The 22,453-nt window shown below is 73.6% G+C and carries 19 protein-coding genes and 3 tRNA genes; 8 read left to right on the forward strand and 14 right to left on the reverse strand.

Annotation, left to right across the window (positions count from 1 at the left end):
- Nucleotides 1–1,218 (forward strand): pyridoxal phosphate-dependent aminotransferase (locus tag AC0IVP_RS14130; RefSeq protein WP_471757323.1); only part of this gene is annotated, 1,218 nt, incomplete at its 5' end.
- 60 nt (nucleotides 1,219–1,278) lie between these two features.
- Here AC0IVP_RS14130 and AC0IVP_RS14135 read toward each other — a convergent pair.
- The 7 genes from AC0IVP_RS14135 to AC0IVP_RS14165 all read right to left on the reverse strand — a co-directional run bounded on the left by AC0IVP_RS14135 (nucleotide 1,279) and on the right by AC0IVP_RS14165 (nucleotide 6,684).
- Nucleotides 1,279–2,694 carry a M1 family aminopeptidase gene (locus tag AC0IVP_RS14135; protein WP_471757325.1) on the reverse strand — a complete coding sequence of 472 codons (1,416 nt, stop codon included), beginning with the start codon at nucleotides 2,692–2,694 and terminating at the stop codon, nucleotides 1,279–1,281.
- 2 nt (nucleotides 2,695–2,696) lie between these two features.
- The gene (locus AC0IVP_RS14140) at nucleotides 2,697–3,125 is read right to left on the reverse strand and encodes a MaoC family dehydratase (protein WP_056289282.1); all 429 of its coding nucleotides are present in this window, start codon (nucleotides 3,123–3,125) and stop codon (nucleotides 2,697–2,699) included.
- Nucleotides 3,125–3,571 (reverse strand): MaoC family dehydratase N-terminal domain-containing protein, encoded by a 447-nt coding sequence (locus AC0IVP_RS14145; RefSeq protein ID WP_056289286.1) that lies wholly within the window; start codon nucleotides 3,569–3,571, stop codon nucleotides 3,125–3,127. Before AC0IVP_RS14145 ends, AC0IVP_RS14140 begins: the two co-directional genes overlap by 1 nt.
- Nucleotides 3,572–3,610: 39 nt before the next feature.
- Nucleotides 3,611–3,775: a 50S ribosomal protein L33 gene (gene rpmG / locus AC0IVP_RS14150; protein ID WP_056289289.1), complete on the reverse strand. Its 165-nt coding sequence runs from the start codon at nucleotides 3,773–3,775 to the stop codon at nucleotides 3,611–3,613.
- An 85-nt stretch (nucleotides 3,776–3,860) separates the two neighbouring features.
- Nucleotides 3,861–3,934 (reverse strand) — tRNA-Met (locus AC0IVP_RS14155).
- Between the two features lie 43 nt (nucleotides 3,935–3,977).
- Nucleotides 3,978–4,050, reverse strand: a tRNA-Thr gene (locus tag AC0IVP_RS14160).
- Nucleotides 4,051–4,173: 123 nt separating this feature from the next.
- Nucleotides 4,174–6,684, reverse strand: a complete 2,511-nt coding sequence (locus AC0IVP_RS14165) for a putative bifunctional diguanylate cyclase/phosphodiesterase (RefSeq protein ID WP_157518915.1) — start codon at nucleotides 6,682–6,684, stop codon at nucleotides 4,174–4,176.
- A gap of 627 nt (nucleotides 6,685–7,311) precedes the next feature.
- On the opposite strand from AC0IVP_RS14165, the gene AC0IVP_RS14170 reads away from it, so the two are divergent.
- Complete coding sequence (locus AC0IVP_RS14170; RefSeq protein WP_471757327.1) at nucleotides 7,312–7,740, forward strand: pilus assembly protein TadG-related protein; 429 nt, start codon at nucleotides 7,312–7,314, stop codon at nucleotides 7,738–7,740.
- Between the two features lie 68 nt (nucleotides 7,741–7,808).
- On the opposite strand, the gene AC0IVP_RS14175 is transcribed toward AC0IVP_RS14170, so the two are convergent.
- A tRNA-Tyr gene (locus tag AC0IVP_RS14175) sits at nucleotides 7,809–7,890 on the reverse strand.
- A gap of 81 nt (nucleotides 7,891–7,971) precedes the next feature.
- Between AC0IVP_RS14175 and AC0IVP_RS14180 the strand changes: the two genes are divergently transcribed.
- Entirely contained in the window at nucleotides 7,972–8,463 is a 492-nt protein-coding gene (locus AC0IVP_RS14180; RefSeq protein WP_056289296.1) for a YajQ family cyclic di-GMP-binding protein, read from the forward strand.
- A 37-nt stretch (nucleotides 8,464–8,500) separates the two neighbouring features.
- Here AC0IVP_RS14180 and htpX read toward each other — a convergent pair whose 3' ends face one another.
- A complete protein-coding gene (gene htpX / locus AC0IVP_RS14185) occupies nucleotides 8,501–9,376 on the reverse strand; it encodes a zinc metalloprotease HtpX (protein ID WP_056289299.1) in 876 nt (291 codons plus the stop codon).
- 155 nt (nucleotides 9,377–9,531) lie between these two features.
- Between htpX and AC0IVP_RS14190 the strand changes: the two genes are divergently transcribed.
- From AC0IVP_RS14190 to AC0IVP_RS14205, 4 genes are all read left to right on the forward strand, one after another.
- The gene (locus AC0IVP_RS14190; RefSeq protein ID WP_471757329.1) at nucleotides 9,532–10,344 is read left to right on the forward strand and encodes a GAF and ANTAR domain-containing protein; all 813 of its coding nucleotides are present in this window, start codon (nucleotides 9,532–9,534) and stop codon (nucleotides 10,342–10,344) included.
- A 105-nt stretch (nucleotides 10,345–10,449) separates the two neighbouring features.
- Nucleotides 10,450–12,402 (forward strand): 2-oxoacid:acceptor oxidoreductase subunit alpha, encoded by a 1,953-nt coding sequence (locus AC0IVP_RS14195; protein WP_056289305.1) that lies wholly within the window; start codon nucleotides 10,450–10,452, stop codon nucleotides 12,400–12,402.
- Complete coding sequence (locus AC0IVP_RS14200; RefSeq protein ID WP_235564394.1) at nucleotides 12,399–13,511, forward strand: 2-oxoacid:ferredoxin oxidoreductase subunit beta; 1,113 nt, start codon at nucleotides 12,399–12,401, stop codon at nucleotides 13,509–13,511. The genes AC0IVP_RS14195 and AC0IVP_RS14200 overlap by 4 nt, the downstream gene beginning before the upstream one ends.
- 40 nt (nucleotides 13,512–13,551) lie before the next feature.
- Nucleotides 13,552–14,877 (forward strand): cytochrome P450, encoded by a 1,326-nt coding sequence (locus tag AC0IVP_RS14205; protein WP_471757331.1) that lies wholly within the window; start codon nucleotides 13,552–13,554, stop codon nucleotides 14,875–14,877.
- Here AC0IVP_RS14205 and AC0IVP_RS14210 read toward each other — a convergent pair.
- A complete protein-coding gene (locus tag AC0IVP_RS14210; RefSeq protein WP_471757333.1) occupies nucleotides 14,867–16,219 on the reverse strand; it encodes an aminotransferase-like domain-containing protein in 1,353 nt (450 codons plus the stop codon). The two genes, AC0IVP_RS14205 and AC0IVP_RS14210, sit on opposite strands and share 11 nt — an antisense overlap.
- A gap of 77 nt (nucleotides 16,220–16,296) precedes the next feature.
- Between AC0IVP_RS14210 and AC0IVP_RS14215 the strand changes: the two genes are divergently transcribed.
- Nucleotides 16,297–16,956 carry a pyridoxamine 5'-phosphate oxidase family protein gene (locus tag AC0IVP_RS14215; protein WP_471757335.1) on the forward strand — a complete coding sequence of 220 codons (660 nt, stop codon included), beginning with the start codon at nucleotides 16,297–16,299 and terminating at the stop codon, nucleotides 16,954–16,956.
- Here AC0IVP_RS14215 and AC0IVP_RS14220 read toward each other — a convergent pair.
- The 4 genes from AC0IVP_RS14220 to AC0IVP_RS14235 all read right to left on the reverse strand — a co-directional run bounded on the left by AC0IVP_RS14220 (nucleotide 16,940) and on the right by AC0IVP_RS14235 (nucleotide 22,437).
- The gene (locus AC0IVP_RS14220; protein WP_471757337.1) at nucleotides 16,940–18,127 is read right to left on the reverse strand and encodes a PQQ-dependent sugar dehydrogenase; all 1,188 of its coding nucleotides are present in this window, start codon (nucleotides 18,125–18,127) and stop codon (nucleotides 16,940–16,942) included. The genes AC0IVP_RS14215 and AC0IVP_RS14220 overlap by 17 nt on opposite strands.
- Before the next feature lie 83 nt (nucleotides 18,128–18,210).
- A complete protein-coding gene (locus AC0IVP_RS14225) occupies nucleotides 18,211–19,272 on the reverse strand; it encodes a polyprenyl synthetase family protein (RefSeq protein WP_082556475.1) in 1,062 nt (353 codons plus the stop codon).
- 58 nt (nucleotides 19,273–19,330) lie between these two features.
- On the reverse strand, nucleotides 19,331–20,878 hold the full coding sequence (gene nuoN, locus AC0IVP_RS14230; protein ID WP_056289313.1) for an NADH-quinone oxidoreductase subunit NuoN: 1,548 nt from the start codon (nucleotides 20,876–20,878) through the stop codon (nucleotides 19,331–19,333).
- Entirely contained in the window at nucleotides 20,878–22,437 is a 1,560-nt protein-coding gene (locus tag AC0IVP_RS14235) for an NADH-quinone oxidoreductase subunit M (RefSeq protein WP_471757339.1), read from the reverse strand. Before AC0IVP_RS14235 ends, nuoN begins: the two co-directional genes overlap by 1 nt.
- Nucleotides 22,438–22,453: the final 16 nt, after the last annotated feature.

Genomic DNA, 22,453 nt, shown 5'->3' on the forward strand with positions numbered 1-22,453 from the left:
GCCGCCCCCTCCCCCGCCGACCGCCGTGTCTCGCGCCGGATCGCCGCGATCGCGGAGTCCGCGACCCTGGCCGTCGACGCCAAGGCCAAGGCGCTCAAGGCCGCGGGCAAGCCGGTCATCGGCTTCGGGGCCGGCGAGCCGGACTTCCCGACGCCGGACTACGTCGTCGAGGCCGCGGTGGCCGCCGCGAAGGACCCCAAGTACCACCGCTACACCCCCGCCGGCGGGCTGCCCGCGCTCAAGGAGGCCATCGTCGCCAAGACGCTGCGCGACTCCGGCGTCCAGGCGACCCCCGCGGACGTGCTGGTGACCAACGGCGGCAAGCAGGCCGTCTACGAGGCGCTGGCGACCATGCTGGACCCCGGTGACGAGGTGCTGCTGCCTGCGCCGTACTGGACCACCTACCCCGAGGCGATCCGGCTGGCCGGCGGCGTCCCCGTTCCGGTGGTCGCCGACGAGCAGTCCGGCTACCTGGTCTCGGTCCGCCAGCTGGAGGCCGCGCGCACCCCGCGCACCAAGGTGCTGTTGTTCTGCTCGCCGTCCAACCCCACCGGCGCCGTCTACCCGCCCGAGCAGGTCGAGGAGATCGGCCGCTGGGCTCTGGAGACCGGCCTCTGGGTGCTCACCGACGAGATCTACGAGCACCTGACCTACGGCGGGGTCACCGCCCCCTCGATGCCCGCGGTCGTGCCCGAGCTGCAGTCGCGCTGCGTCATCGTCAACGGGGTCGCCAAGACCTACGCCATGACCGGCTGGCGGGTGGGCTGGATCCTCGGCCCCTCCGACGTCGTCAAGGCCGCCACCAACCTGCAGTCGCACGCCACGTCCAACGTGGCCAACGTGTCCCAGGTGGCCGCCATCGCCGCCCTGACCGGCGACCTGTCGGCCGTCGAGGTGATGAAGACCGCCTTCGACCGCCGCCGGCACACCATCGTGGACATGCTGCGCCAGATCCCCGGCGTGGCCTGCCCCGAGCCGCAGGGCGCGTTCTACGTCTACCCCTCGGTGAAGGCCCTGCTGGGCCGCGAGATCGCCGGCCGCACGCCGCAGACCAGCGTGGAGCTGGCGGAGCTGGTCCTGGAGGAGGCCGAGGTGGCCGTCGTCCCGGGCGAGGCCTTCGGCACCCCGGGCTACCTGCGGCTGTCCTACGCCCTCGGGGACGACGACCTGGTCGAGGGGATCACCCGGATGCAGCGGCTGCTGGGCTCCGCAGGCTGACCCGACCGACCCGTGCGGGCCGTCTCCCCCCGGGGAGGCGGCCCGCGGTGCGTCCGGGGGTCAGTCCGGGAGGTCCTCGTCGTCCAGCGCGCCGGCGTCGAGCAGCACGCGGGTGGCGGCCGGCAGGTCCTGCAGGGCCAGCGCCAGGTCGGCCGGCGTCGCCGTCGTCCAGGCGGCGGCCTCGACGTAGCAGCGCAGGGCGGCGTCGAAGGCCGCCGGCCCGGCTGCGGCCCGCGCAGCCAGCAGCGCCGCCGCGCCCTTGCCGTACACGGCCTGGACGTACTGCCGGTCGTCGGCGTAGTCGGTCATCGCACCCCCGACCGGGACGTCCGAGCGCAGCCGGGCCTGCAGCTGGGCCTCGGTGAGCGGTGCGTCCTGCACCGACTCGGCGTAGCTGGCGAAGGCCTCGTCCAGCCAGGGGTCGCGGGCCTGGTCGTCCCCGACCATCCCGTAGAACCACATGTGCGCGACCTCGTGCAGCAGGACGACGGGGTCCGGGCTGGCCATCAGGATGGAGCTCGGGTACTCGATCCCACCGCCGAAGTCGGGCAGCACCGGCACGGTGAGCGTCGCGTAGGGGAAGTCCCCGAACCGGGCGGCCAGGTCGGCGATGTCGGCCACCGTGGCGTCCGCGACGGCCTGCGGGTCGGTGGCGTCGGCGGGGAGCACCCCCGCGGTCACCTGGACGCCGTCGACCTCCGCGGTGGCGGTGCGGAACTCCCCGACGGCGACGCTGACGTCGCGCGCCACCGGCTCGTGCGAGGTCCAGACCCGTCGGCCGTCACCGGCGTCCACGGGCTCGTCCTGGTCGCCGGTCATCAGCACGGTCAGAGCGGCCGACGCCTCGACCGACACCCGGGTGTCGGCGACCGGGCTGGAGGCCGTCTCGCCCAGCAGCTCCACGAAGGGCGCCCGGGACCAGCCCACACCGGGCTCCCAGGCCAGCAGCGGGGCGCCGCTGGCCCACCAGGACACCTCGTCGTCGGCACCGAACCGGTCGAACCCGCCGACGCCCAGCGCCAAGGTGAAGTCCAGCTCCACCTCGGTGGTGTCCCCGGCCGCGAGCTCACCTGCCAGCTCCACCACGTACAGGCCGCCGGGCCCGACCGCACCGGCGGACTCGTACCCGCCGCGCTCGACGTCGTCCCCGCGGACGTCGTCGACGGTGAGGCCGGAGCCCGCCTCGACCGAGCCGGGGCCGTTGGGCACCAGCCGGAACACCAGCTCCTCGGTGTCCAGGTCGGGGGTGAAGGAGACCGTCTCGGTGCCGGTGACGGTGCGCCCGTCCTCGGCGAGGGAGAACTCCAGGTCCACCCGCGGCCGGTCCGGGTCGGGCTCGGCCCGCTCGGCGGGGCAGGCCCCGGGCTCGGTGGTGGGTGCCGGGGTCGACGGCACTGCGCCCGGCGTGGTGCCGTCGGCGGCGGTGCAGCCGGCCAGCAGGAGGACACCGGCGAGCAGCACCGCTGCCCGGCGCACGGTCAGCTCAGCGCGACGACGGCGCGGGCGAGGGAGAGGACCTTCTCGCCGCCGCTGGTGACGGTGAGGTCGACGCGCACGCGGCCGTCCTCCAGCACGGCCGCGACCCGGCCACGCACGACGAGCTCGGCGCCGACGCCGTCGTCGGGGACGACGACCGGGCGGCTGAAGCGGACCGAGTACTCGACGAGGGCTCCCGGGTCGCCGGCCCACGCGGTGACGGCGCGGGCGGCCAGTCCGGCGGTGAGCATGCCGTGGGCGATGACGCCGGGCAGGCCGACCTCGGTGGCGACCCGTTCGTTCCAGTGGATGACGTTGAAGTCACCCGAGGCCCCGGCGTAGCGGACCAGGTCGGCGCGGGTGACCGGGGTGACCTGCTCGGGGAGCTCGGTGCCGACCTCGACGTCGGCGGACCGGACGACGGCGGCCATCAGGCGGTGCCCCGCGCGACGAGCATCGAGCTGGTGCGGCACACCGGCTCACCGTCCTCGGTGGCCAGGTCGACGCGGGTGGTCAGCATGTCGTTGCCGGCCACGCTGCGCACGGCCTCGACGGAGGCGGTGGCGACCAGCCGGTCCCCGGCGCGGATGGGGCGGTGGTGCACGAACTTCTGCTCCCCGTGCACGACCCGGCTGTAGTCGATGGCGACGTCGGGGTCCTCCAGGACCACGTTCCCGGCACCCAGGCTCAGCACGATGGCGAACGTGGGCGGGGCGATGACGTCGGGGTGGCCGGCCGCGCGGGCGGCGGCGGGGTCCCGGTAGACCGGGTCGGGGTCACCGATCGCGGTGGCGAACTCGGCGATCTTCTCGCGACCCACCTCGTACACGACGGAGGGCGGGTAGCTGCGCCCGACCAGTCCTGCGTCCAGCGCCATGCTCCCCGCCCTCCGTCGTGTCTCGCGGTCCTGCTGGGGTCAGCGGGTCTCGCGGTGGACAGTGTGCTTCTTGTCCTTGGGGCAGTACTTCTTCAGCTCGAGCCGGTCGGGGTCGTTCCGACGGTTCTTGCGGGTGATGTAGTTGCGGTTCTTGCACTCCTGGCAAGCCAGGGTGATCTTCGGGCGTACGTCGGTGGCTGCCATGAGCGTGTCCTCGCCTTGTGCTGGGTGGGTGGAGTGTGGGAGGTCCCCACACGCCGACGGACCCCGCGAGGGGGTCCGTCATGGGTAGCGGCGACCGGACTTGAACCGGTGACACAACGATTATGAGCCGTTTGCTCTACCAGGCTGAGCTACGCCGCCGCGATCGTCAGGCCCGGTCTGGCGACCGGCCCGGGCTGATCGGAGCCCCTTTACGGAATCGAACCGTAGACCTTCTCCTTACCATGGAGACGCTCTGCCGACTGAGCTAAAGGGGCCTGCTTGCTCCCGGAGACCTTACCCCCGACCCTCTCGGGCGGGTGCTCGGCCCCTCTCGGAGCGTGCCCGGAGACTCTAACAAACGCCCCGGAGGTCGTGTCGCAGGGTGTCCCGCGCGCGTCTCAGGAGCGCACGAAGAGCCGACGGTGCGCGGCCCCGGGTGCGGCGGAGCGGATGCCGGTGCGGGCCAACAGCCAGTTCTCCAGCCGGTCGTCGGGCAGCGGACGGCTCACCAGGAAGCCCTGGAGCTTGTCGCAGCCCATCTCGGCCAGCAGGTCCCGGGTGACCTCGTCCTCGACGCCCTCGGCGACCACGCGCAGGCCCAGGTTGTGCGCCAGCTCGACGATCGACCGGGCGATGAAGGACTCGCTCTGACTGGTCGACATGCCCAGCACGAAGGACTTGTCGATCTTGAGCTCGTCGATGGGCAGCTGGCGCAGCTGGGACAGCGAGGAGTAGCCGGTGCCGAAGTCGTCCATCGACAGCCGCAGACCCAGCGAGTGCAGGTCGGCCAACACGGTGGAGTTGCGCACCGAGTCGTCGACGACACTGCCCTCGGTCAGCTCCAGGGTCAGCAGCTCGCCCGGCACGCCGTGGTGGCGCAGGGCGGCGCGCACCCGGTCGACCAGGTCCACCTCGGCCAGGCAGCGCGCGGACAGGTTCACCGCCACCGACAGTGCGATGTCCTGGTCCAGCCACTTGCGGCAGCGGGCCAGCGCGAGGTCGAGCACGTAGTCGGTGACCATGCCGATCCGGCCGATCTGCTCGGCCAGGCCGATGAAGTCGTCCGGGGGCACGTTGCCGTACCGCGGGTGGGCCCAGCGGACCAGCGTCTCCACCGAGAGGATGTCGGAGGTCACCGCGTCGACGATGGGCTGGAAGACCACGGTGATCTGCTTCTCGGCCATCGCGGACTCGAGTTCGGTGCCCAGCTGCAGACGGCGCAGGCTCTGCTGGTCCAGCACCGGGTGGTAGCTGGCCACGCCACCCGAGCTGTGGCCGGCCAGCAGGGCGACGTCGGCACGCTGCATGAGCGTGCCGGACTCGTCCCCGTGCACCGGGGAGGCGGCCACGCCCAGGGTCAGCGAGATCTCCAGGTCCAGCCCGGCGACCCGGGCCCGGGTGCTCGCGGCGTCCCGGAGCCGGCGGGCCGCGCGCTCGGTCGCCGGCAGGCTCAGCCCCGGCAGCATGACGGCGAACTGGCCACCCTCCATCCGGGCGACCAGCGCGGTCGGCGGCGCGTGCTCGCGCAACAGGCCGGCGGTCACCAGCAGCAGCTCGTCGCTGGCGGCGTGCCCCAGGGTGTCGGTGACCTCGGTGTAGTTGTCCAGCAGGGCGAAGACCAGCCCGACCCGGGCGTTCCCGGCGTCGACGGCGAGCAGGGCGTCGACCTCGGCGGCCAGCCGCTGGCGGTTGGGCAGCCCGGTGAGCCGGTCGTGGTCGGCGTCGTAGCGGATCCGGGTGAGCAGCTGCTGCTGGCGGATCGCGGCGTTGACGTGGGTGAGCATGGAGTCCAGCGCCGCCCGGTCGCCGGAGGCGAAGGAGACGACGTCGCTCTGCCGGTCGCAGACCTCCAGGTAGCCCGGCTCGCCGGCCGCGGTCATCACCGGCGCACCGAGGACCTCCGCGGCACCGCGACGGGACAGCGCCACGAGCTCCTCGGGCGTCGCCCGGGCGGTCGACAGCAGGACCGGCCCCCCGCGCTCGGGGTCGACCGCACGCCGGCGGACGAGGTCGTCGGGGTCGCTGGGGCCGTCGTACCAGGCCTCACCGTCCCCGGCCTGGTCGACGACCAGGCGGGGTTCCTCGTCGAGGTAGGGCGGCAGCCACAGGGCCACGCGCTCGGCGTTGAGGAGCTCCCGGACGGCGGTGACGATCTGCCGGGTGCCCTCCTCGTCGGGGCTGACCTCCTCCACGCGGCGGGCGAAGTCGTAGACCCGCTGGACGTCCCGGCGCTCGCGGGAGGCGCGGGCGGCCTGCCGGAAGGTCAGCACGACCGCGGCGACCAGCGGCAGGGTCAGGACCGGGGACCACGCGGTCTGCTCGTTGAGCAGCAGCACGACGATCCCGACCGCCACGCTCAGCGGGCTGATCGCGGCCTGCGACCCCAGCGTGGTGACGACGAAGGACCACCCCGGCCACGAGCTGCTCAGGGTGATGGCGCAGGCGACCATGCAGGCGCCGATGACCCCGGAGGACCCGACCGCCAGCAGGAGCGAGGCCCAGGCCAGCGGGTCGGCGAGGTCCTGCACGGGGAGCACGGACAGCACCAGCGTGGCGGTGGCCACCTCGACGACCGCCTGACCCAGGTTGAACAGGGCCTTGCCGACCGGGTAGCGCTCGCGGACCAGCACCAGGGCCAGCGCGGTGACGCGGGCGGCCAGGGTCCAGAGCCCGCCGATCTCGACCAGGGCGACGACGAGGGCAACCTCGGTGAGGGTGATCGTGAACGTCTGTCGCCGGAACTCCACGTGCAGCGTGACCGAGTCGGTGACCAGGAAGGCCAGGAAGACCACCAGCACGAACCACGACGGCGCGGACGGCGCGACCTGGGAGAAGACGGGCAGGCCGAGGGCCGCCGCGAGCGACAACGCCAGCACGGCGATGCCCCAGGGCGTCCGGAGCAGGCGCACCGCTCGGCGCGGTGTGCCCCACTGAGACTCGGCCAACGTCACCCTGTCTGTCGGGAAGCGCGTCGGCCGAGGCTAACAGCGGGTGAGCACCCCCAGGGGGCACCTCACCCGCACGGGGCACGGCCGCGTCGCCGGAGCGGCGACGTCGGCCGTGCCCGCGGGGTGCTGGAGATCAGCTCCAGCGGGAGCCACGGCTCCAGCGGGAGCCACGGCTCCAGCGCGAACCGCGGGCGGAGGTGCTGGTGCTGGACATGGCGATGGTGCTGGACATGACGCCTCCTCAGGCATGGCAGGACTGCTCGTTGTGCGGCAGCCGCCCACGCGGGGGCAGAGCAAGGTCGGCAAGGACCGCTGTGAGCAGATTGCGGCGGCTCACCCGTTCGGGCAAGCCAGGACGCGCACGTTCGGGTGATCATCGGGGGCGTCATCACCCACCGTGAGGTCAGATGACCTCAGGTCACCGATCGTGTGACACCCGAGGCGGGTGGTGCGACACGCCGCCCCGGTGGACACCTGGGTGTGACCGCTCACTGACCGACAGGTGTGACCGGGATGCCCCGGGCGGCCGTCCACACGTCGTGCGGCGGGCGCCGCCCCACGGCGCCGCACCCGCCCTAACCTGTCGCCGTGCACACCCGGCGGCTCGGCTCCGAGGACGGCTCGACGCTGCCCTTCGTGCTGGTCTGCTGGCTGGTGGCGGCCCTGATGGCCTTCGGTGCCATCGCCGCCTCCGACGCCTTCCTGGAGCAGCAGCGCGTCCAGTCGGTCTGCGACGGCGCCGCCCTCGCCGCGGCCAACCAGACCGACGAGGGCACCGTCTACTCCCAGGGGGTGGGCGCGGCCCTGCCGCTGAGCCGGGCCGGGGCGGAGGCCGCGGTCGCCGACCAGCTGCGCGACGGCGGGAGCCGGCTGGACTCCTGGTCGGCCAGCACCGACGGGGTCGAGGTCACCGTGCGGTGCACGCGCACCGTGGACATCGCCTTCGGCTGGCTGTTCCTGGCCGGCCGGTCGCTGGAGCGCACCGCCGTGGCCAGCGCCCGGGCCCCCACGGCCTGACGGGCCGACCACCCGGGTACGACGACGGCCCCCGACCTGGTGGTCGGGGGCCGTCGTACCGGAGTGCGTGGCGGGTGAAGGATTCGAACCTTCGAAGGCTAAGCCGACGGATTTACAGTCCGCTCCCATTGGCCACTCGGGCAACCCGCCCCGGTGTGGTGCCCGACGAGCGTACAAGATGCAGGCGGACCCCTTCAGCAGTGGTCCACCCACGACAGAGAGGAGCCAGACATGGCCGATGCGTCCTTCGACGTCGTCAGCAAGGTCGACCGCCAGGAGGTCGACAACGCCCTGAACCAGGCGGGCAAGGAGCTGTCCCAGCGCTTCGACTTCCGCGGCACCAACGCCGCGATCGCCTGGGCCGGCGAGGAGGGCGTCACGCTCACCGCCGACACCGAGGAGCGGGTCGCGGCGGCCCTGGAGGTCTTCAAGGAGAAGCTGGTCAAGCGCGGCATCTCGATGAAGGCGATCGACGCCGGCGAGCCGCAGGCCTCGGGCAAGAGCTACAAGATCGCCGCGACCATCCAGCAGGGCATCGCCTCGGACAAGGCCAAGCAGATCGCCAAGGCCATCCGGGACGAGGGTCCCAAGGGCGTGCAGGCCCAGATCCAGGGCGACTCGCTGCGGGTCAGCGGCAAGAAGCGCGACGACCTGCAGGCCGTCCAGGCCCTGCTCAAGGGCAAGGACTTCGAGATCGCCCTGCAGTTCGACAACTACCGCTGAGCGTCTGCGGCGCCCCGTCGGGGCGCCGCAGCGCCGGTCAGCGCTGCTCGAGCCGGCGGGCCATCTCCTCCAACCGGGTGATCCGCTCCGCCATCGGCGGGTGGGTCCGGAACATCGACGCCATCCCGGCACCGCGGAACGGGTTGGCGATCATCAGGTGGCTCTGGGTCACCAGCCGCTGGTCCTGTGGCAGCGGGCGCATCGCGACCCCGGACTCCAGCTTGGCCAGAGCCGAGGCCAGCGCCAGCGGGTCCTGGCTGAGCCGGGCCCCCGACGCGTCGGCCTGGAACTCCCGGCTCCGGCTGACCGCCATCTGCACGACGCCGGCCGCCACCGGACCCAGCACGACCAGCAGCAGGCCGCCCAGCGCGTTGCCCCCACCGCGCTCCCCCGACCTGCCGCCGAAGAGGTTCGCGAACGCCGCCAGCTGGGCCAGGTACGTCACGACGGTGGCCATCGCCCCGGCCACCGAGCCGATCAGGATGTCGCGGTTGTAGACGTGGGACAGCTCGTGGGCGAGCACCCCGCGCAGCTCGCGGCGGTCCAGCAGCTCCAGGATCCCCTGCGTGCAGCACACCGCGGCGTTGCGCGGGTTGCGCCCCGTGGCGAACGCGTTGGGCTGGTTGGTCGGGCTGACGTAGAGCCGGGGCATGGGCTGGCGGGCCTCGGTGGCCAGCTCGCGCACGATCGCGTAGACCTGCGGCGCCTGGGTCTCGGTCACCGGGAACGCCCGCATCGACCGCAGCGCCAGCTGCGCGCTGTTGAACCACGCGTAGCCGTTCACGCCCAGGGCGACCACCAGGGCGACCAGCAGTCCGCCCCGGCCACCGATGGCCGCACCGGCGAGCAGGAGGAGCCCGGCCATGAGGCCGAGCAGCAGCGCGGTCTTCAGACCGTTGTTCCAGCGGTGCACGCCCGCTCAACGCCGGGGCCGGGACCGCCGTTCCCCCACCTGGGAGCAGGCCAGGACCCCTCATCAGGACCCCTTATGCTGACTCCCCTGAGCGCCGTCCCCGGCGCCACGGGTCACCTCCCCCGTCCCCCAGGAGCCGGGAGCGCGCGGCGACCATGAGCACCGACACCAGCCCCACGAGCACCGGCGAGCAGCCCGCCGTCGCCCTGCCGAACCGGTCCTCGGGCCGTGACGTCGCCGCCCTGGTGTCGGCGGTGTCGGTCGCCCGCCCGGGTGCCGTGGCGCAGGTGGTGGAGACGCTCACCGGACCCCAGGTGCACGGCAAGGACATCACCGAGCTGCTGCAGCGGATCGCCGACCTCGCCAAGGCCGTCATCGACGACTGCGACTCGGCCGGGGTCACCGCCCTGCAGGACGGGACGCCGTTCACCTCGGCCTTCACCGACGAGCGCACGCTCGCCGTCGACCGGGACCAGTACGACGTGGACGAGGGCCCCTGCCTGCACGCTGCCCGCGAGGGCGTCGTCGTCCGGGTGACGGTGTCCGAGAGCATGCAGGCGTGGCCGGAGTTCACCCGGGCCGCCGTCGCCGACGGGATGCGCGCCTTCCTGGCCTGCCCACTGCAGGTCGACGGGGTGGGCTTCGGCGCCCTGAACGTCTACAGCCACTCCCTGGACGGCTTCAGCGACGACGACGAGGCCCTCGCCGTGCTGATCAGCCGGATCGGCACCGGCCTGGTGGCCGGGCAGCTGCAGCACCACCGGTCGGCGACGCTGATCAGCCAGCTGGAGGAGGCGATCGCCTCCCGGGCGGTCATCGAGCAGGCCAAGGGAGCCGTCGCCGTGGTCCGGCGGATCACCCCGGACGACGCCTTCGGGGTGCTGCGCAAGGTCTCCCAGGAGAGCAACGTGAAGCTGCGCGAGGTCGCCGTCCGCACGCTGGCGGAGTTCGGCGCACTCACGAACTGACCCCTCCGGTGAGGGCACCCTGTGTGCTCTCCACCACTGCACGGTCCTGAGCGCTCGGCCGGTGCCCCCCGCGACGTAACCTCGGTCGGTGGAGGTACACCCCTGATGAGCGAGAGCACCCCCTCGACCGAGCCCACCACCCTGACGCAGGCCTCTGCGCCCGGTGGCCTGGTCAAGAGCGTCGTCCAGCTGGACCGGGTCGTCATCCGACTCGCCGGCGACTCCGGCGACGGCATGCAGCTGACCGGCAACCGCTTCACCAGCGAGACCGCGTCCTTCGGCAACGACCTGTCGACGCTGCCCAACTTCCCTGCCGAGATCCGGGCGCCCACGGGGACCCTGCCGGGTGTGTCCAGCTTCCAGCTGCACTTCGCCGACCACGACATCATGACCCCGGGGGACGCCCCCGACGTGCTGGTCGTGATGAACCCGGCCGCGCTCAAGGCCAACATCGCCGACCTCCCCGGCGGCGGTCTGCTGATCGCCGACTCCGACGAGTTCACCGCCCGCAACCTGGCCAAGGTCGGGTACGCGGAGAACCCGCTCGAGGACGGATCGCTGGACGGCTGGCAGCTGGTCAGCGTCCCGCTGACCTCGATGACCACCGATGCGCTCGCGGGCTCGGGCCTGGGCAAGAAGGAGGCCGAGCGGAGCAAGAACATGTTCACCCTCGGCCTGCTGTCCTGGATGTACCACCGGCCCACCGAGGGCACGATCCGGTTCCTCGAGCGCCAGTTCCGCAAGAAGCCCGAGATCGCCGCGGCCAACATCGCCGCGTTCCGGGCCGGGTTCAACTACGGCGAGACCACCGAGGCGTTCGCGGTCTCCTACGAGGTCAAGCCGGCCCCGATGGCCCCGGGCACCTACCGCAACATCTCGGGCAACCAGGCGCTGGCCTACGGCCTGGTCGCGGCCGGGCAGCGCTCGGGCCTGCCGGTCTTCCTGGGCGCGTACCCGATCACCCCGGCCTCGGACGTGCTGCACGAGCTGAGCAAGCACAAGGCCTTCGGGGTGCGGACCTACCAGGCCGAGGACGAGATCGCCGGCATCGGTGCGGCCCTGGGCGCCAGCTTCGGCGGCGCGCTGGGCATCACCACGACGTCGGGCCCGGGCGTGGCGCTCAAGGGCGAGACGATCGGCCTGGCGGTCATGACCGAGCTGCCGCTGGTCATCGTCGACGTCCAGCGCGGTGGGCCCTCCACCGGCCTGCCCACCAAGACCGAGCAGTCGGACCTGTTGCAGGCCCTCTTCGGCCGCAACGGCGAGGCCCCCGTCCCGGTGGTGGCCCCGCGATCGCCCGGGGACTGCTTCGACGCCGCCATCGAGGCGTGCCGGATCGCGCTGACCTACCGCACCCCGGTCTTCCTGCTCTCCGACGGCTACCTGGCCAACGGCGCCGAGCCGTGGGCCGTGCCCGACGTCGAGTCGCTGCCCGACCTACGGACCGAGTTCGCCACCGAGCCCAACGGCCCGGACGGGGAGTTCCTGCCCTACCTGCGGGACCCCGAGACCCTGGCGCGGCCGTGGGCGGTGCCCGGCACCAAGGGCCTGCAGCACCGGATCGGTGGGCTGGAGAAGGCCGACGGCACGGGGAACATCTCCTACGACCCGGCCAACCACGACTTCATGACCCGCACCCGCCAGGCCAAGATCGACGGGATCGCGGCGTCCCTGCCGCCCACCGAGGTCGACGACCCCGACGGCGACGCCACCGTCGCGGTGATCGGCTGGGGGTCCACGTACGGGCCGATCGGGGCCGCCTGCCGGCGGATCCGCCGGTCGGGCCGGTCCATCGCGCAGGTGCACCTGCGCCACCTCAACCCGCTGCCGGCCGACCTCGGCGACATCCTGCGGTCCTACGACCGCGTGGTGTGCCCGGAGATGAACCTCGGCCAGCTCTCCATGCTGCTGCGCGCCAAGTACCTCGTCGACGTGCAGAGCCACACCCAGGTGCGCGGGCTGCCCTTCCGGGCCGCCGAGCTCGCCGCCGTCCTGCAGGACGTCATCGACGGGGCGGCCACCACGGCCGACCCCGTCCTGTCCGGAGGCCAGTCGTGACCACACCCATCGACGCGCACGTCCACGAGCTGGGCATGCCCGCGTTCGACCAGCGCATCGCCGACGCCGTCGCCCGCTCCGTGGAGCTGGGCGGTGAGAAGCAGACGACGCTCAAGGCCAAGGACCTCAAGACCGACCAGGAGGTCCGCTGGTGCCCCGGTTGCGGGGACTACGTGATCCTCAACGCCGTGCAGTCGTTCCTGCCCAGCCTGGGCATCGCCCGCGAGGACATGGTCATCGTGTCCGGGATCGGCTGCTCCTCGCGCTTCCCGTACTACATGAACACCTACGGGATGCACTCGATCCACGGCCGCGCCCCGGCCATCGCGACCGGGCTGGCCGCCTCTCGGCCGGAGCTGTCGGTGTGGGTCGTCACCGGGGACGGCGACGCGCTGTCCATCGGCGGCAACCACCTGATCCACACGCTGCGCCGCAACGTGAACCTGACGATCCTGCTGTTCAACAACCGGATCTACGGTCTCACCAAGGGCCAGTACTCCCCCACCTCGGAGATCGGCAAGGTCACCAAGTCCACCCCGATGGGCTCGCTGGACCACCCGTTCAACCCGGTGAGTCTCGCCCTGGGGGCCGATGCGACGTTCGTGGGCCGGGCGATGGACTCCGACCGCAAGGGGCTCACCGACGTGCTGCGGCAGGCTGCCGAGCACCAGGGCACCGCGCTGGTGGAGATCTACCAGAACTGCAACATCTTCAACGACGGTGCCTTCGAGCTGCTCAAGGACCCGTTGACCGGCACCCAGTGGACGATCCCGCTGGTGCACGGGGAGAAGCTGGTCTTCGGCCCGGACGGCGCCTCGTGCGTCGTCGCCGACGGGGCCGGCGGGCTGCGGATCGCCGAGACCAACCAGGTCGAGGAGTCCCAGATCGTGGTGCACGACGCGCACCGCACCGACCCGTCGTACGCGTTCGCGCTGTCCCGGCTGTCCAGCCAGGACCTGCGGTACACCCCGATGGGCGTCTTCCGCTCGATCCAGAAGCCGACCTACGAGGCGATGATGGCCGACCAGCTGGAGGACGCCCGGTCCGGGCAGCCTGCGGACCTGGCGGGGTTGCTCGCCGGGAACGACTCGTGGACAGTCGAGGCGTGACTCGCGGACACACGTACTCCCTCACCGGCCACCAGCGCCGGTGAGCACCGGGACCGACAGCGTCGTCCGTCCCGGTGAGCCCAGGACGGCGATCGGCCGGCTCACCGCCGACGCCGCCCTGGGCCTGCGGATCGGCGCACTGCGCGCCGGCGGGCTGGCCCTGGCTCTGCGTGGGGACCGGGTGGCCCGGCTGCTGCACCGGCCGTGGCGGCTGGACCCCTACCCGGTCTACGCCCAGCTGCGCGCCGCTCAGCTGGCCGGTGGCCCGGTCCGCTCGCGCACCGGGCTGACGGCGCTGGCCACGCACGCCTCGGTGGAGGCGGTGCTGCGGGACCGGCGGTTCGGCGTCCGGCTCTCCGACGGCGGCGACCGGCTCGGCGGCGGCGAGGACTCGCTCCTGGAGCCGGTGGACCTGTCGCTGCTCACCCTGGACGCACCGGACCACACCCGGCTGCGCCGGCTGGCCCAGCCGGCGTTCGCCCCGCGGCGGCTGGCGCACTACCGGGAGGTGGCCGAGCGGGTCACCGCACAGCTGCTGGACACCGCACTGACCCGCCGCGGCCCGTTCGACCTGGTCACCGAGCTGGCATCCCCGCTGCCGATCACCGTCATCGCCGCCCTGCTGGACGTGCCCGACGTGGACAGCGAGCGGTTCGCCCGCTGGGGCCGCGCGCTGGGTTCGGCCCTGGACGGCGTGAAGAGCCCCGCGCACGCCCGGGAGCTGGCCCGGGCCACCGCGGACCTGCGGGCACTGTTCGCCCAGCTGCTGGAGCAGCGCCGCCTCGACCCGGGCGAGGACGTCGTCTCCACGCTGGCGACCGCCGTCGACGGCGGGACCGCCACCGCCGACGAGGTGCTGGCCCTGGCCCAGCTGCTGCTGGTGGCCGGGTTCGAGACGACCACGAACCTGATCGGCAACGCCGTGCAGGCGCTGCAGCGCACGCCGGGCGAGTGGGCGGCACTGGTGGCCGACCCCGGCCTGGCGGGCGCGGCGGTCGAGGAGACCCTGCGCTTCGACCCGCCGGTGCAGCTGACCGCCCGGTTCGCCCACTCCGACGTGGAGATCGAGGGGCGGGCGGTGCGCCGGGACAGCGGCGTGCTGCTGCTGCTGGCCAGCGCGAACCGCGACCCGGCGGTGCACACCGACCCGGACCGGTTCGACCTGCACCGCGTGCAGGCCGCCCCGCACCTGGCGTTCTCCGGGGGCGCGCACTACTGCCTGGGTGCCCCGCTGGCACGGCTGGAGGGCGAGGTGGCGCTGCGGGTGCTGGCCGAGCGGGCCCCGGGGTTGCGGCTGGCCGGCGCGCCGACCCCGCGGGTGGCGACCGTGCTGCGCGGTCCGCTGGCCCTCCCCGTCAGGGTCTGACGCCCCGCAGGGCCCCGGTCAGCACGGCGAGGGCGTCGACCAGCTCCGCCCGGGTGGGAGCTGCCCAGCCGACGACGAGCCCGGCCGCCCCCCCTGCTGCCGTGGTGTGCCGGGCCAGCCCGTCCACCGCCACCCCACCGGCCAGCGCGTCCGCACGGACCCGCTCCTCGGTGGCCCGGTCGGCCAGCGGCACCACCAGGTGGGCCCCGGCGGCGTCGCCGACCGTGCGGTGCCCGGCGTCGGCGACGGCCCCGCGGACCAGGTCGCGGCGGGCGGCCAGCTCGCGGCGGAGCCGGCGCAGGTGCCGGGACAGGTCGCCGTGCCCGGCCAGCGCGGCGAGGACCCGCTGCCCGGCCCGGGCCGGCCGGGTGCCGGTCGCGGTGCGGGCTTCCACCAGCCGGTCCCGCAGTGGCCGTGGGGCGACCAGCCAGCCGACGCCCAGGGTCGGGCTGAGCACCTTGGACGTCGTGCCGAGGTGGACGACGACGTCGGGTGCCAGCGAGGCCAGCAACGGGAGCGGGGCGACGTCGTAGCGCAGCTCGCCGTCGTAGTCGTCCTCCAGCACCAGGGTGCCCTCCGCGCGGGCCCGCTCCACCAGCGCGACCCGGCGGGCGGCGGGCAGCCGACCGCCGAGCGGGAACTGGTGGGCCGGCGTGCAGTAGACCGCGGCCAGCCCGGCGGGGACCTCGTCGACGACCAGGCCGTCGTGGTCGACCCGCAGCGGGACGACCGTGACGCCGGTGGCCAGCAGCGCACCGACCGCCCTGCCGTATCCGGGGTCCTCCACGCCGACCCGGGAGCCGGGCGGCAGCAGCCGGGCCACCTCGGCGACGCCGGCGGAGGTGCCGCTGGTGCCCAGCACGTCGGCCGGGTCGGCGGGCAGGCCGCGGTGGCGCAGCAGGTGCTCGACGACGGCCGTGCGGAAGGCGGGGGTGCCGATCGGGTCCCAGCCGACGTCGGGCGGCTCGTCCCCCGCGGCGCGCCAGGCCCGGCGCCAGGCGGCCCGGTCCAGGACCTCCAGGCACGGTGCCCCGGGTCGCAGGTCCACCGCGACCGAGGGCGTCGGGTCGGGGCGGGACCGCCGGTCGACCGGTGCAGCCGGGGGCGTCCCGACGACGAAGGAGCCCACCCCACGGCGGCCCTCCAGCCAGCCCTCGGCGAGCAGCTGGTCGTAGGCGGCCGCGGTCACCGTGCGGCTGACGCCGAGGGTGCTCGCCAGCTGCCGGGTGGAGGGCAGCCGGTCCCCGACGCGGAGCACCGGGGAGGAGCGCAGGCCGTCGGCGAGCTGGACGGCCAGCGGCACGCCGCTGCGCCGGTCCAGCAGGACGGGCGGCTCGGTCATCGTCGCTCCGGTGGACTGGTGGGATCGGTGCAGATTGGCCCTGGGAGGATGCCACGCCGGCGGCCACGCTGGGGACCGTGACCAGCCTGCCGCTCTCCCCCACCCCCCGGTCCACCGTGCGCCGCAACGCCGTCCGGGCCCGGACCGACCGCGCCGAGCTGTACGCCGTGCTCGACGCCGGCCTGGTGGGCCACCTGGGCATGACACTGCCGACCGGCCCGCTGGTGCTGCCCACCGGCTACGGCCGGGACGGCGAGACGCTGTACCTGCACGGCTCCACCGGGGCGGCCACGCTGCGCGCGGCGGCATCGGGCGTGCCGGTCTGCTTCACCGTCACCCACGTCGACGGGATCGTCTACGCCCGGTCCTCCTTCCACCACTCGATGAACCACCGCAGCGCCGTCGTGCAGGGCGTGGCCCGGCTGGTCACCGACCCGGACGAGCGGTGGCACGGCCTCGGCGTCCTCACCGAGCACCTGGCGCCGGGCTCGTGGACGGCGTCCCGACAGCCCGACCGCAAGGAGCTCGCCGCGACGTCGGTGCTGGCGCTGGACCTCACCGAGGCCAGCGTCAAGACCCGGACCGGCCCACCCGGGGAGGACGAGCGCGACCTCGCCGACCCCGTGGCGGACTGGGCCGGGGTGCTGCCGCTGCGGACCGCGTGGGGCACCCCGGAGCCCTGCCCGCTGTTGCCGGCGGGCACCCCGGTGCCCGCCCGGGTCAGCTCGCGGGGGTGACCCGGAGCAGCTGGTCCTCGCCGTCGCCGTTGTCGGTGGTCAGGTACAGCGCGCCGTCGGCGCCCAGCTGCGGGCTGCGCACCCGGCCGTAGGTGCCCTCGAGCTCGGGGACGCGGAACTGCTCGACCAGCGAGCCGTCCTCGCCCAGCCGCAGGGCCAGCACGCCGGTGTCCTTCTGCACGCCCAGCAGCAGCAGCCCGTCGTAGGCGCCCCACTCCTCGCCGTCGAGGAAGGTGATGCCCGAGACCGCGATCGTGGGGTCCCCGGAGGACCAGACGGCCTCGATCGCGCCGGGGATCTCGGTGTCGGTCATCGGCACCGACTCGTCGTAGTCGCCCGCACCGACCGGGTCCCAGCCGTAGTTTCCGCCGTCGGTGGCCAGGTTGACCTCGTCGTCGACCTGGCTGCCCTGCTCGGCGGTGAAGACGGCGCCGGTGCCCGGCTGGACGGCGAGGCCCTGCACGTTGCGGTGCCCGTAGCCGACGATCGCGTGCGAGGTGGGGTCGGTCAGCTCCAGGAACGGGTTGCCCGCCGAGGGCTGCCCGGTCTGCGGGTCCACCCGGAGCACCTTGCCGGCCAGCGTGGACAGGTCCTGGGCGTTGGTGCCGACGGCGTTGTCCCCGGTGCCGACCAGCAGCTGTCCGGCGTCGTCGAAGCGCAGCCGGCAGCCGCCGTGCCGGCCGGAGTCTGCGTTGACCGGGATGCCACCCACCAGCGGGTCGGCGACCCGGGTGGCCGCAGTCCAGCCCTCGTCCACGGTCCAGGCGGTGACCTCGATGCCGGGCCCGCCGTCGGCGCCGCCGTCGGTGATGCCCGAGCAGGTGTAGAACCGGCGGCTGTCGTCGAAGGCCGGGTCGAGCACGAGGCCCATCAGACCGGTCTCGCCCTCGGCCCACACGTCGTCGAGGTCGGCGTCGAGCGCACGGGAGGTGCCGTCGGGCAGGACGACGGTCAGCCGGCCGTCCCGCTCGTCGAGCAGCAGCGTGCCGTCGGGGGCCTGCGCGACGTCCCAGGGGTGGTCCAGGCCGTCCAGGACCGTCTCCACCTGCAGTGCGGGGGCTCCGGCGGGCGGCTCGTCGGCCGCGTCGGAGGAGTCGGCGGCGCTGCACCCGGCGAGCAGCACCGCACCGGCCAGCAGAGCGGTCAGTCGAGCGGTACGTGGGTTCCCCATGCCCCCCACTGTCCCTGCCGTCCGGCCACGCTGCAGGGGCCCGCCGCGGGCCCCCGAGCGGTGGGGGGCGGCGTGACCCTCGTTCAGGCGCTGCGGGTGACGACGTACGCGCACAACGCGGACAGCGCCTCGCGGACCTCGCCGTCGGGCACGCTGCCCAGCCGGGCGCGGGCCCGGTCGGCGTACTGCTCGAGCACCTCGGTGGCGCGGGCCAGCGAGGCCGAGGAACGCAGCAGGGCCAGCGCCTCGGCGTGCTCGGCGTCGTCGGTGACGGGGCCGGCCACCAGCTCGCGCAGCCGGGCCTCGGCCGGGTCGTCGCCGGCCAGCGCCAGCAGCACCGGCAGGGTGGCGATGCCCTCGCGCAGGTCCGTGCCCGGGGACTTCCCCGAGGTGCCGGACTCGCTGACGATGTCGATGAGGTCGTCGGAGAGCTGGAAGGCCACCCCGACCTCCTCGGCGTAGGCGGTGAGGTCGGCCACGACGGCCGGGTCGACGCCGGCGAAGGTGGCCCCGAAGCGGGCCGAGGTGGCGACCAGGGACCCGGTCTTGTCCGCCAGCACCGACAGGTGGTGGGCGATCGGGTCCTCGCCGGGTGCCGGGCCGACGGTCTCCCGGATCTGGCCGGTGACCAGCCGCTCGAAGGTGCGGGCCTGCACCCGGACGGCGTCGGGGCCGAGGTCGGCGAGCAGGTCCGAGGCCCGGGCGAAGAGGAAGTCGCCGGTCAGGATGGCGATGCTGTTGCTCCACCGGCTGTTGGCGCTCGCCGCGCCCCGGCGGACGGCGGCCTCGTCCATGACGTCGTCGTGGTACAGCGTGGCCAGGTGGGTCAGCTCGCAGACCACCGCGGCGGTGGCGACCTGGGGGTCCTCGGCGTCGCCCAGGTGGGCGGCCAGCAGGGCCAGCACCGGGCGGAAGCGCTTGCCACCGGCGGTCATCAGGTGCGCGGCTGCCTCGCCGACGAACTCGTGCTCGCTGACGACGGCGGCCTGCAGTTCGCTCTCGACGCGGGCCAGGCCCGCCGCGAGGGACTCCCCCAGCTCACCCTCGGGCAGCCAGGCCCCGATCGTGGACGCCGGGGTGGCAGACCGGTTCCACAGCTGCGTCTGGCTCCCGCCCCCGGGGGTGGCGGTGCTGGCTCCGGTCATCAACGGTCGAAGATAGACGGCCTGGCTGGACGCCCGGTGGGCGGCTCCACCGGCCCGCTCACCCGACCAGCGTCGCGGCGCGGTCGGCCAGGTCCAGCACCGAGCCGGGGACCACCCCGAGGACCAGGGTGGCGGCCACCGTCACGGCCAGCACGATGGTCGTGGGCAGGCCGGGGACGCCGACCGTGGCCCCGTCGACGGCCGGGTCGGAGAAGTACATGAGCACGATCAGCCGCAGGTAGAAGAACGCGGCGACCGCGCTGGCGACCAGCGCGATGACCGCCAGCGGCCAGGCGCCGACCTCGATGGCGGCCCGGAAGACCGCGAACTTCCCGGTGAACCCGCTGGTCAGCGGGATGCCGGCCAGGGCCAGCAGCAGGAACGCCATGATCCCCGCGGTCAGCGGGGACCGCGTGGCCAGGCCGGCCCACTGGGACAGGTGGGTGGCCTCGCCGTCGCCGTCGCGGACCAGGGTGACCACGGCGAACGCGCCCAGCGTGGTGAGCCCGTAGGCCAGCAGGTAGAACAGCGTGGCCGCCAGGCCCGAGCCGGTCCCCCCGCCCAGGCCGATGACGCCGGTGAGCAGGAACCCGGCGTGCGCGATGGAGGAGTAGGCCAGCATCCGCTTGACGTCGGTCTGGGTGAGCCCCAGCACCGCGCCGACCAGCATGGAGACGATGGCGATGCCGTAGACGATCGGGCGCCAGGTCCAGTCCGCCGTGCCGAAGGCGACGTAGAGCAGCCGCAGGATCGCGCCGAAGGCGGCGACCTTGGTGCAGGCGGCCATGAACGCGGTGACCGGGGTGGGGGCGCCCTGGTAGACGTCCGGCGTCCAGGTGTGGAAGGGCGCGACTGAGGCCTTGAACAGCAGGCCGACGACGAGCAGCCCGAGACCCAGGACCAGCAGCGTGCCGGTGCCCTCGGTGGTGACGGACTCGCGGATCCCGGAGAGCCGGATGGTGCCGGTGGCTCCGTAGACCAGCGCCAGGCCGTAGAGGAAGAACGCGGAGGCGAAGGCACCGAGCAGGAAGTACTTGACCGCCGCCTCCTGGCTCAGCAGCCGGCGCCGGCGGGCCAGTCCGGAGATCAGGTACAGCGGCAGGCTGAGCACCTCGAGGGCGATGAACATGACCAGCAGGTCGTTCGCGGTGACGAAGAGCATCATCCCGCCGACGGCGAAGACGGCCAGCGGGTAGACCTCGGTCTGCACCCGCTCGCTGGTGAGCAGCTCACGGTCGCGCGGGCTGCCGGCGGGGACGGCGGCCGCGGCCACGAAGGAGGACCGGGCCGGGTCCAGCCCGCGCTCGGCGAACAGCAGGACCGACAGCGCGCCCAGGCCGGCGATGGTGGCCTGCAGGAAGAGCCCGGCGCCGTCGACGGCGAGGGCGCCGGCGGCGGTGACCTCCTCGGTGCCGTCCACGGCCAGCAGCAGCGTGGCGAGGAACGCCCCGACGGTGCCGACCAGGGCGAGGGCGACCTGGACGGGGTGCCGGACGGCGCGGGGGGCGAACGCCTCGACGAGCACGCCGATCGCGGCAGCCCCGAAGACGAGGAGCAGCGGGGCGAGCGCGGCCAGCGACAGCGACGGCGCCTGGATCGGACCCATCAGTCGGCTCCCTGCTCAGAGGTGGGTTCGGCGGTGACCGGCTCGGTGCCCGCCGGGTCGGAGCCGACGTCGACCATGGTGGCGGCGACGGCGGGGTCGATCAGCGCCAGCAGCGGCTGCGGGTAGACGCCCAGCCCGATGACCAGCGCGATCAGCGGCGCGACGACGACCAGCTCGCGGCGGCCCAGGTCACGGAACGCACCCGGCTTCTCCAGCACCAGGCCGCGAGCCGGGCCGTGCATGGTGCGCTGGATCATCAGCAGCACGTACAGCGCGGCGAGCACGATGCCGACGGTCGCGAGCACGGTGGCGACCGGCCAGGTCGGGAACGACCCGATGAGCACCAGGAACTCGGACACGAAGCTGTTGGTGCCCGGCAGCGCGAGGCTGGCCAGGCCCGCCACCAGCAGCACCCCGGCGAGCAGCGGGGCCTTCGTGGCGACGCCGCCGTAGTCGCCGATCTGCCGGGACCCGCCGCGGGCGATCAGCATGCCGACGACCAGGAAGAGCAGCCCGGTCGAGATGCCGTGGTTGACCATGTAGAGCACCGCGCCGGTGCCGCCCTCGGTGGTGAAGGCGAAGACGCCCAGCGCGATGAAGCCGAAGTGTGCGATCGACGTGTAGGTGACCAGCCGCTTCAGGTCGGACTGTCCCATCGCCAACAGCGCGGCGTAGCCGATGCCCAGGACCGCGAGCACCAGCACGTACGGCGCGAAGTCGCGGGCGGCGTCGGGGAACAGCGGCAGGCAGTACCGGATGAAGCCGAACGTGCCCACCTTGTCCAGCACGCCGACCAGCAGCACGCCGCCGCCGATCGGGGCCTCGGCACCGGAGTCGGGCAGCCAGGTGTGGAAGGGCACCAGCGGGGCCTTGATGGCGAAGGCGATGAAGAAGCCGAGGAAGAGCAGCTTCTGCACGCCCGGGTCGATCTCCAGCTGGCGCAGCGCGTCGAAGGCGAACGTGCCCTCGCCGAGCTGGCTGTTGCTCACCACGTACAGCCCGATGACCGAGGCCAGCATGACCAGCCCGCCGAGCAGGCTGTAGAGGAAGAACTTCACCGCGGCGTACTGCCGGCGGGGTCCGCCGAAGCTGCCGATGATGAAGTACATCGGGACGAGCATCGCCTCGAAGAAGACGTAGAACAGGAACACGTCGGTGGCCACGAAGACCCCGACCATCATCGCCTCGAGCACCAGCAGCCAGGCGAAGTAGGCCTTCATCGGCCGCCCGCCGGGCCCGGTGTCCCGCCAGGACGCGACGACGACGACCGGCACCAGCACCCCGATGAGCAGCAGCATCACCAGCGCGATGCCGTCGACGCCCAGGGCGAAGTCGACGCCGAACGCCGGGATCCAGGAGACCGACGTCGCCAGCTGGAACCGCTCGCCGCCGACGTCGAAGGCGACGGTGGCCAGCACCGCCAGGACCAGCACGACCAGGCTGACGGCCAGCGCCACGACCTTGGCCTGGGCGTCCCGGCCCCTGGGCAGGGCGGCGACGACGGCGCCACCCACCGCGGGCACCGCGATCATCGTGAGCAGCCACGGGAAGTCGCTCACGGGGTGTGCTCCCTGG

Source organism: Klenkia sp. AC732, from assembly GCF_979256525.1.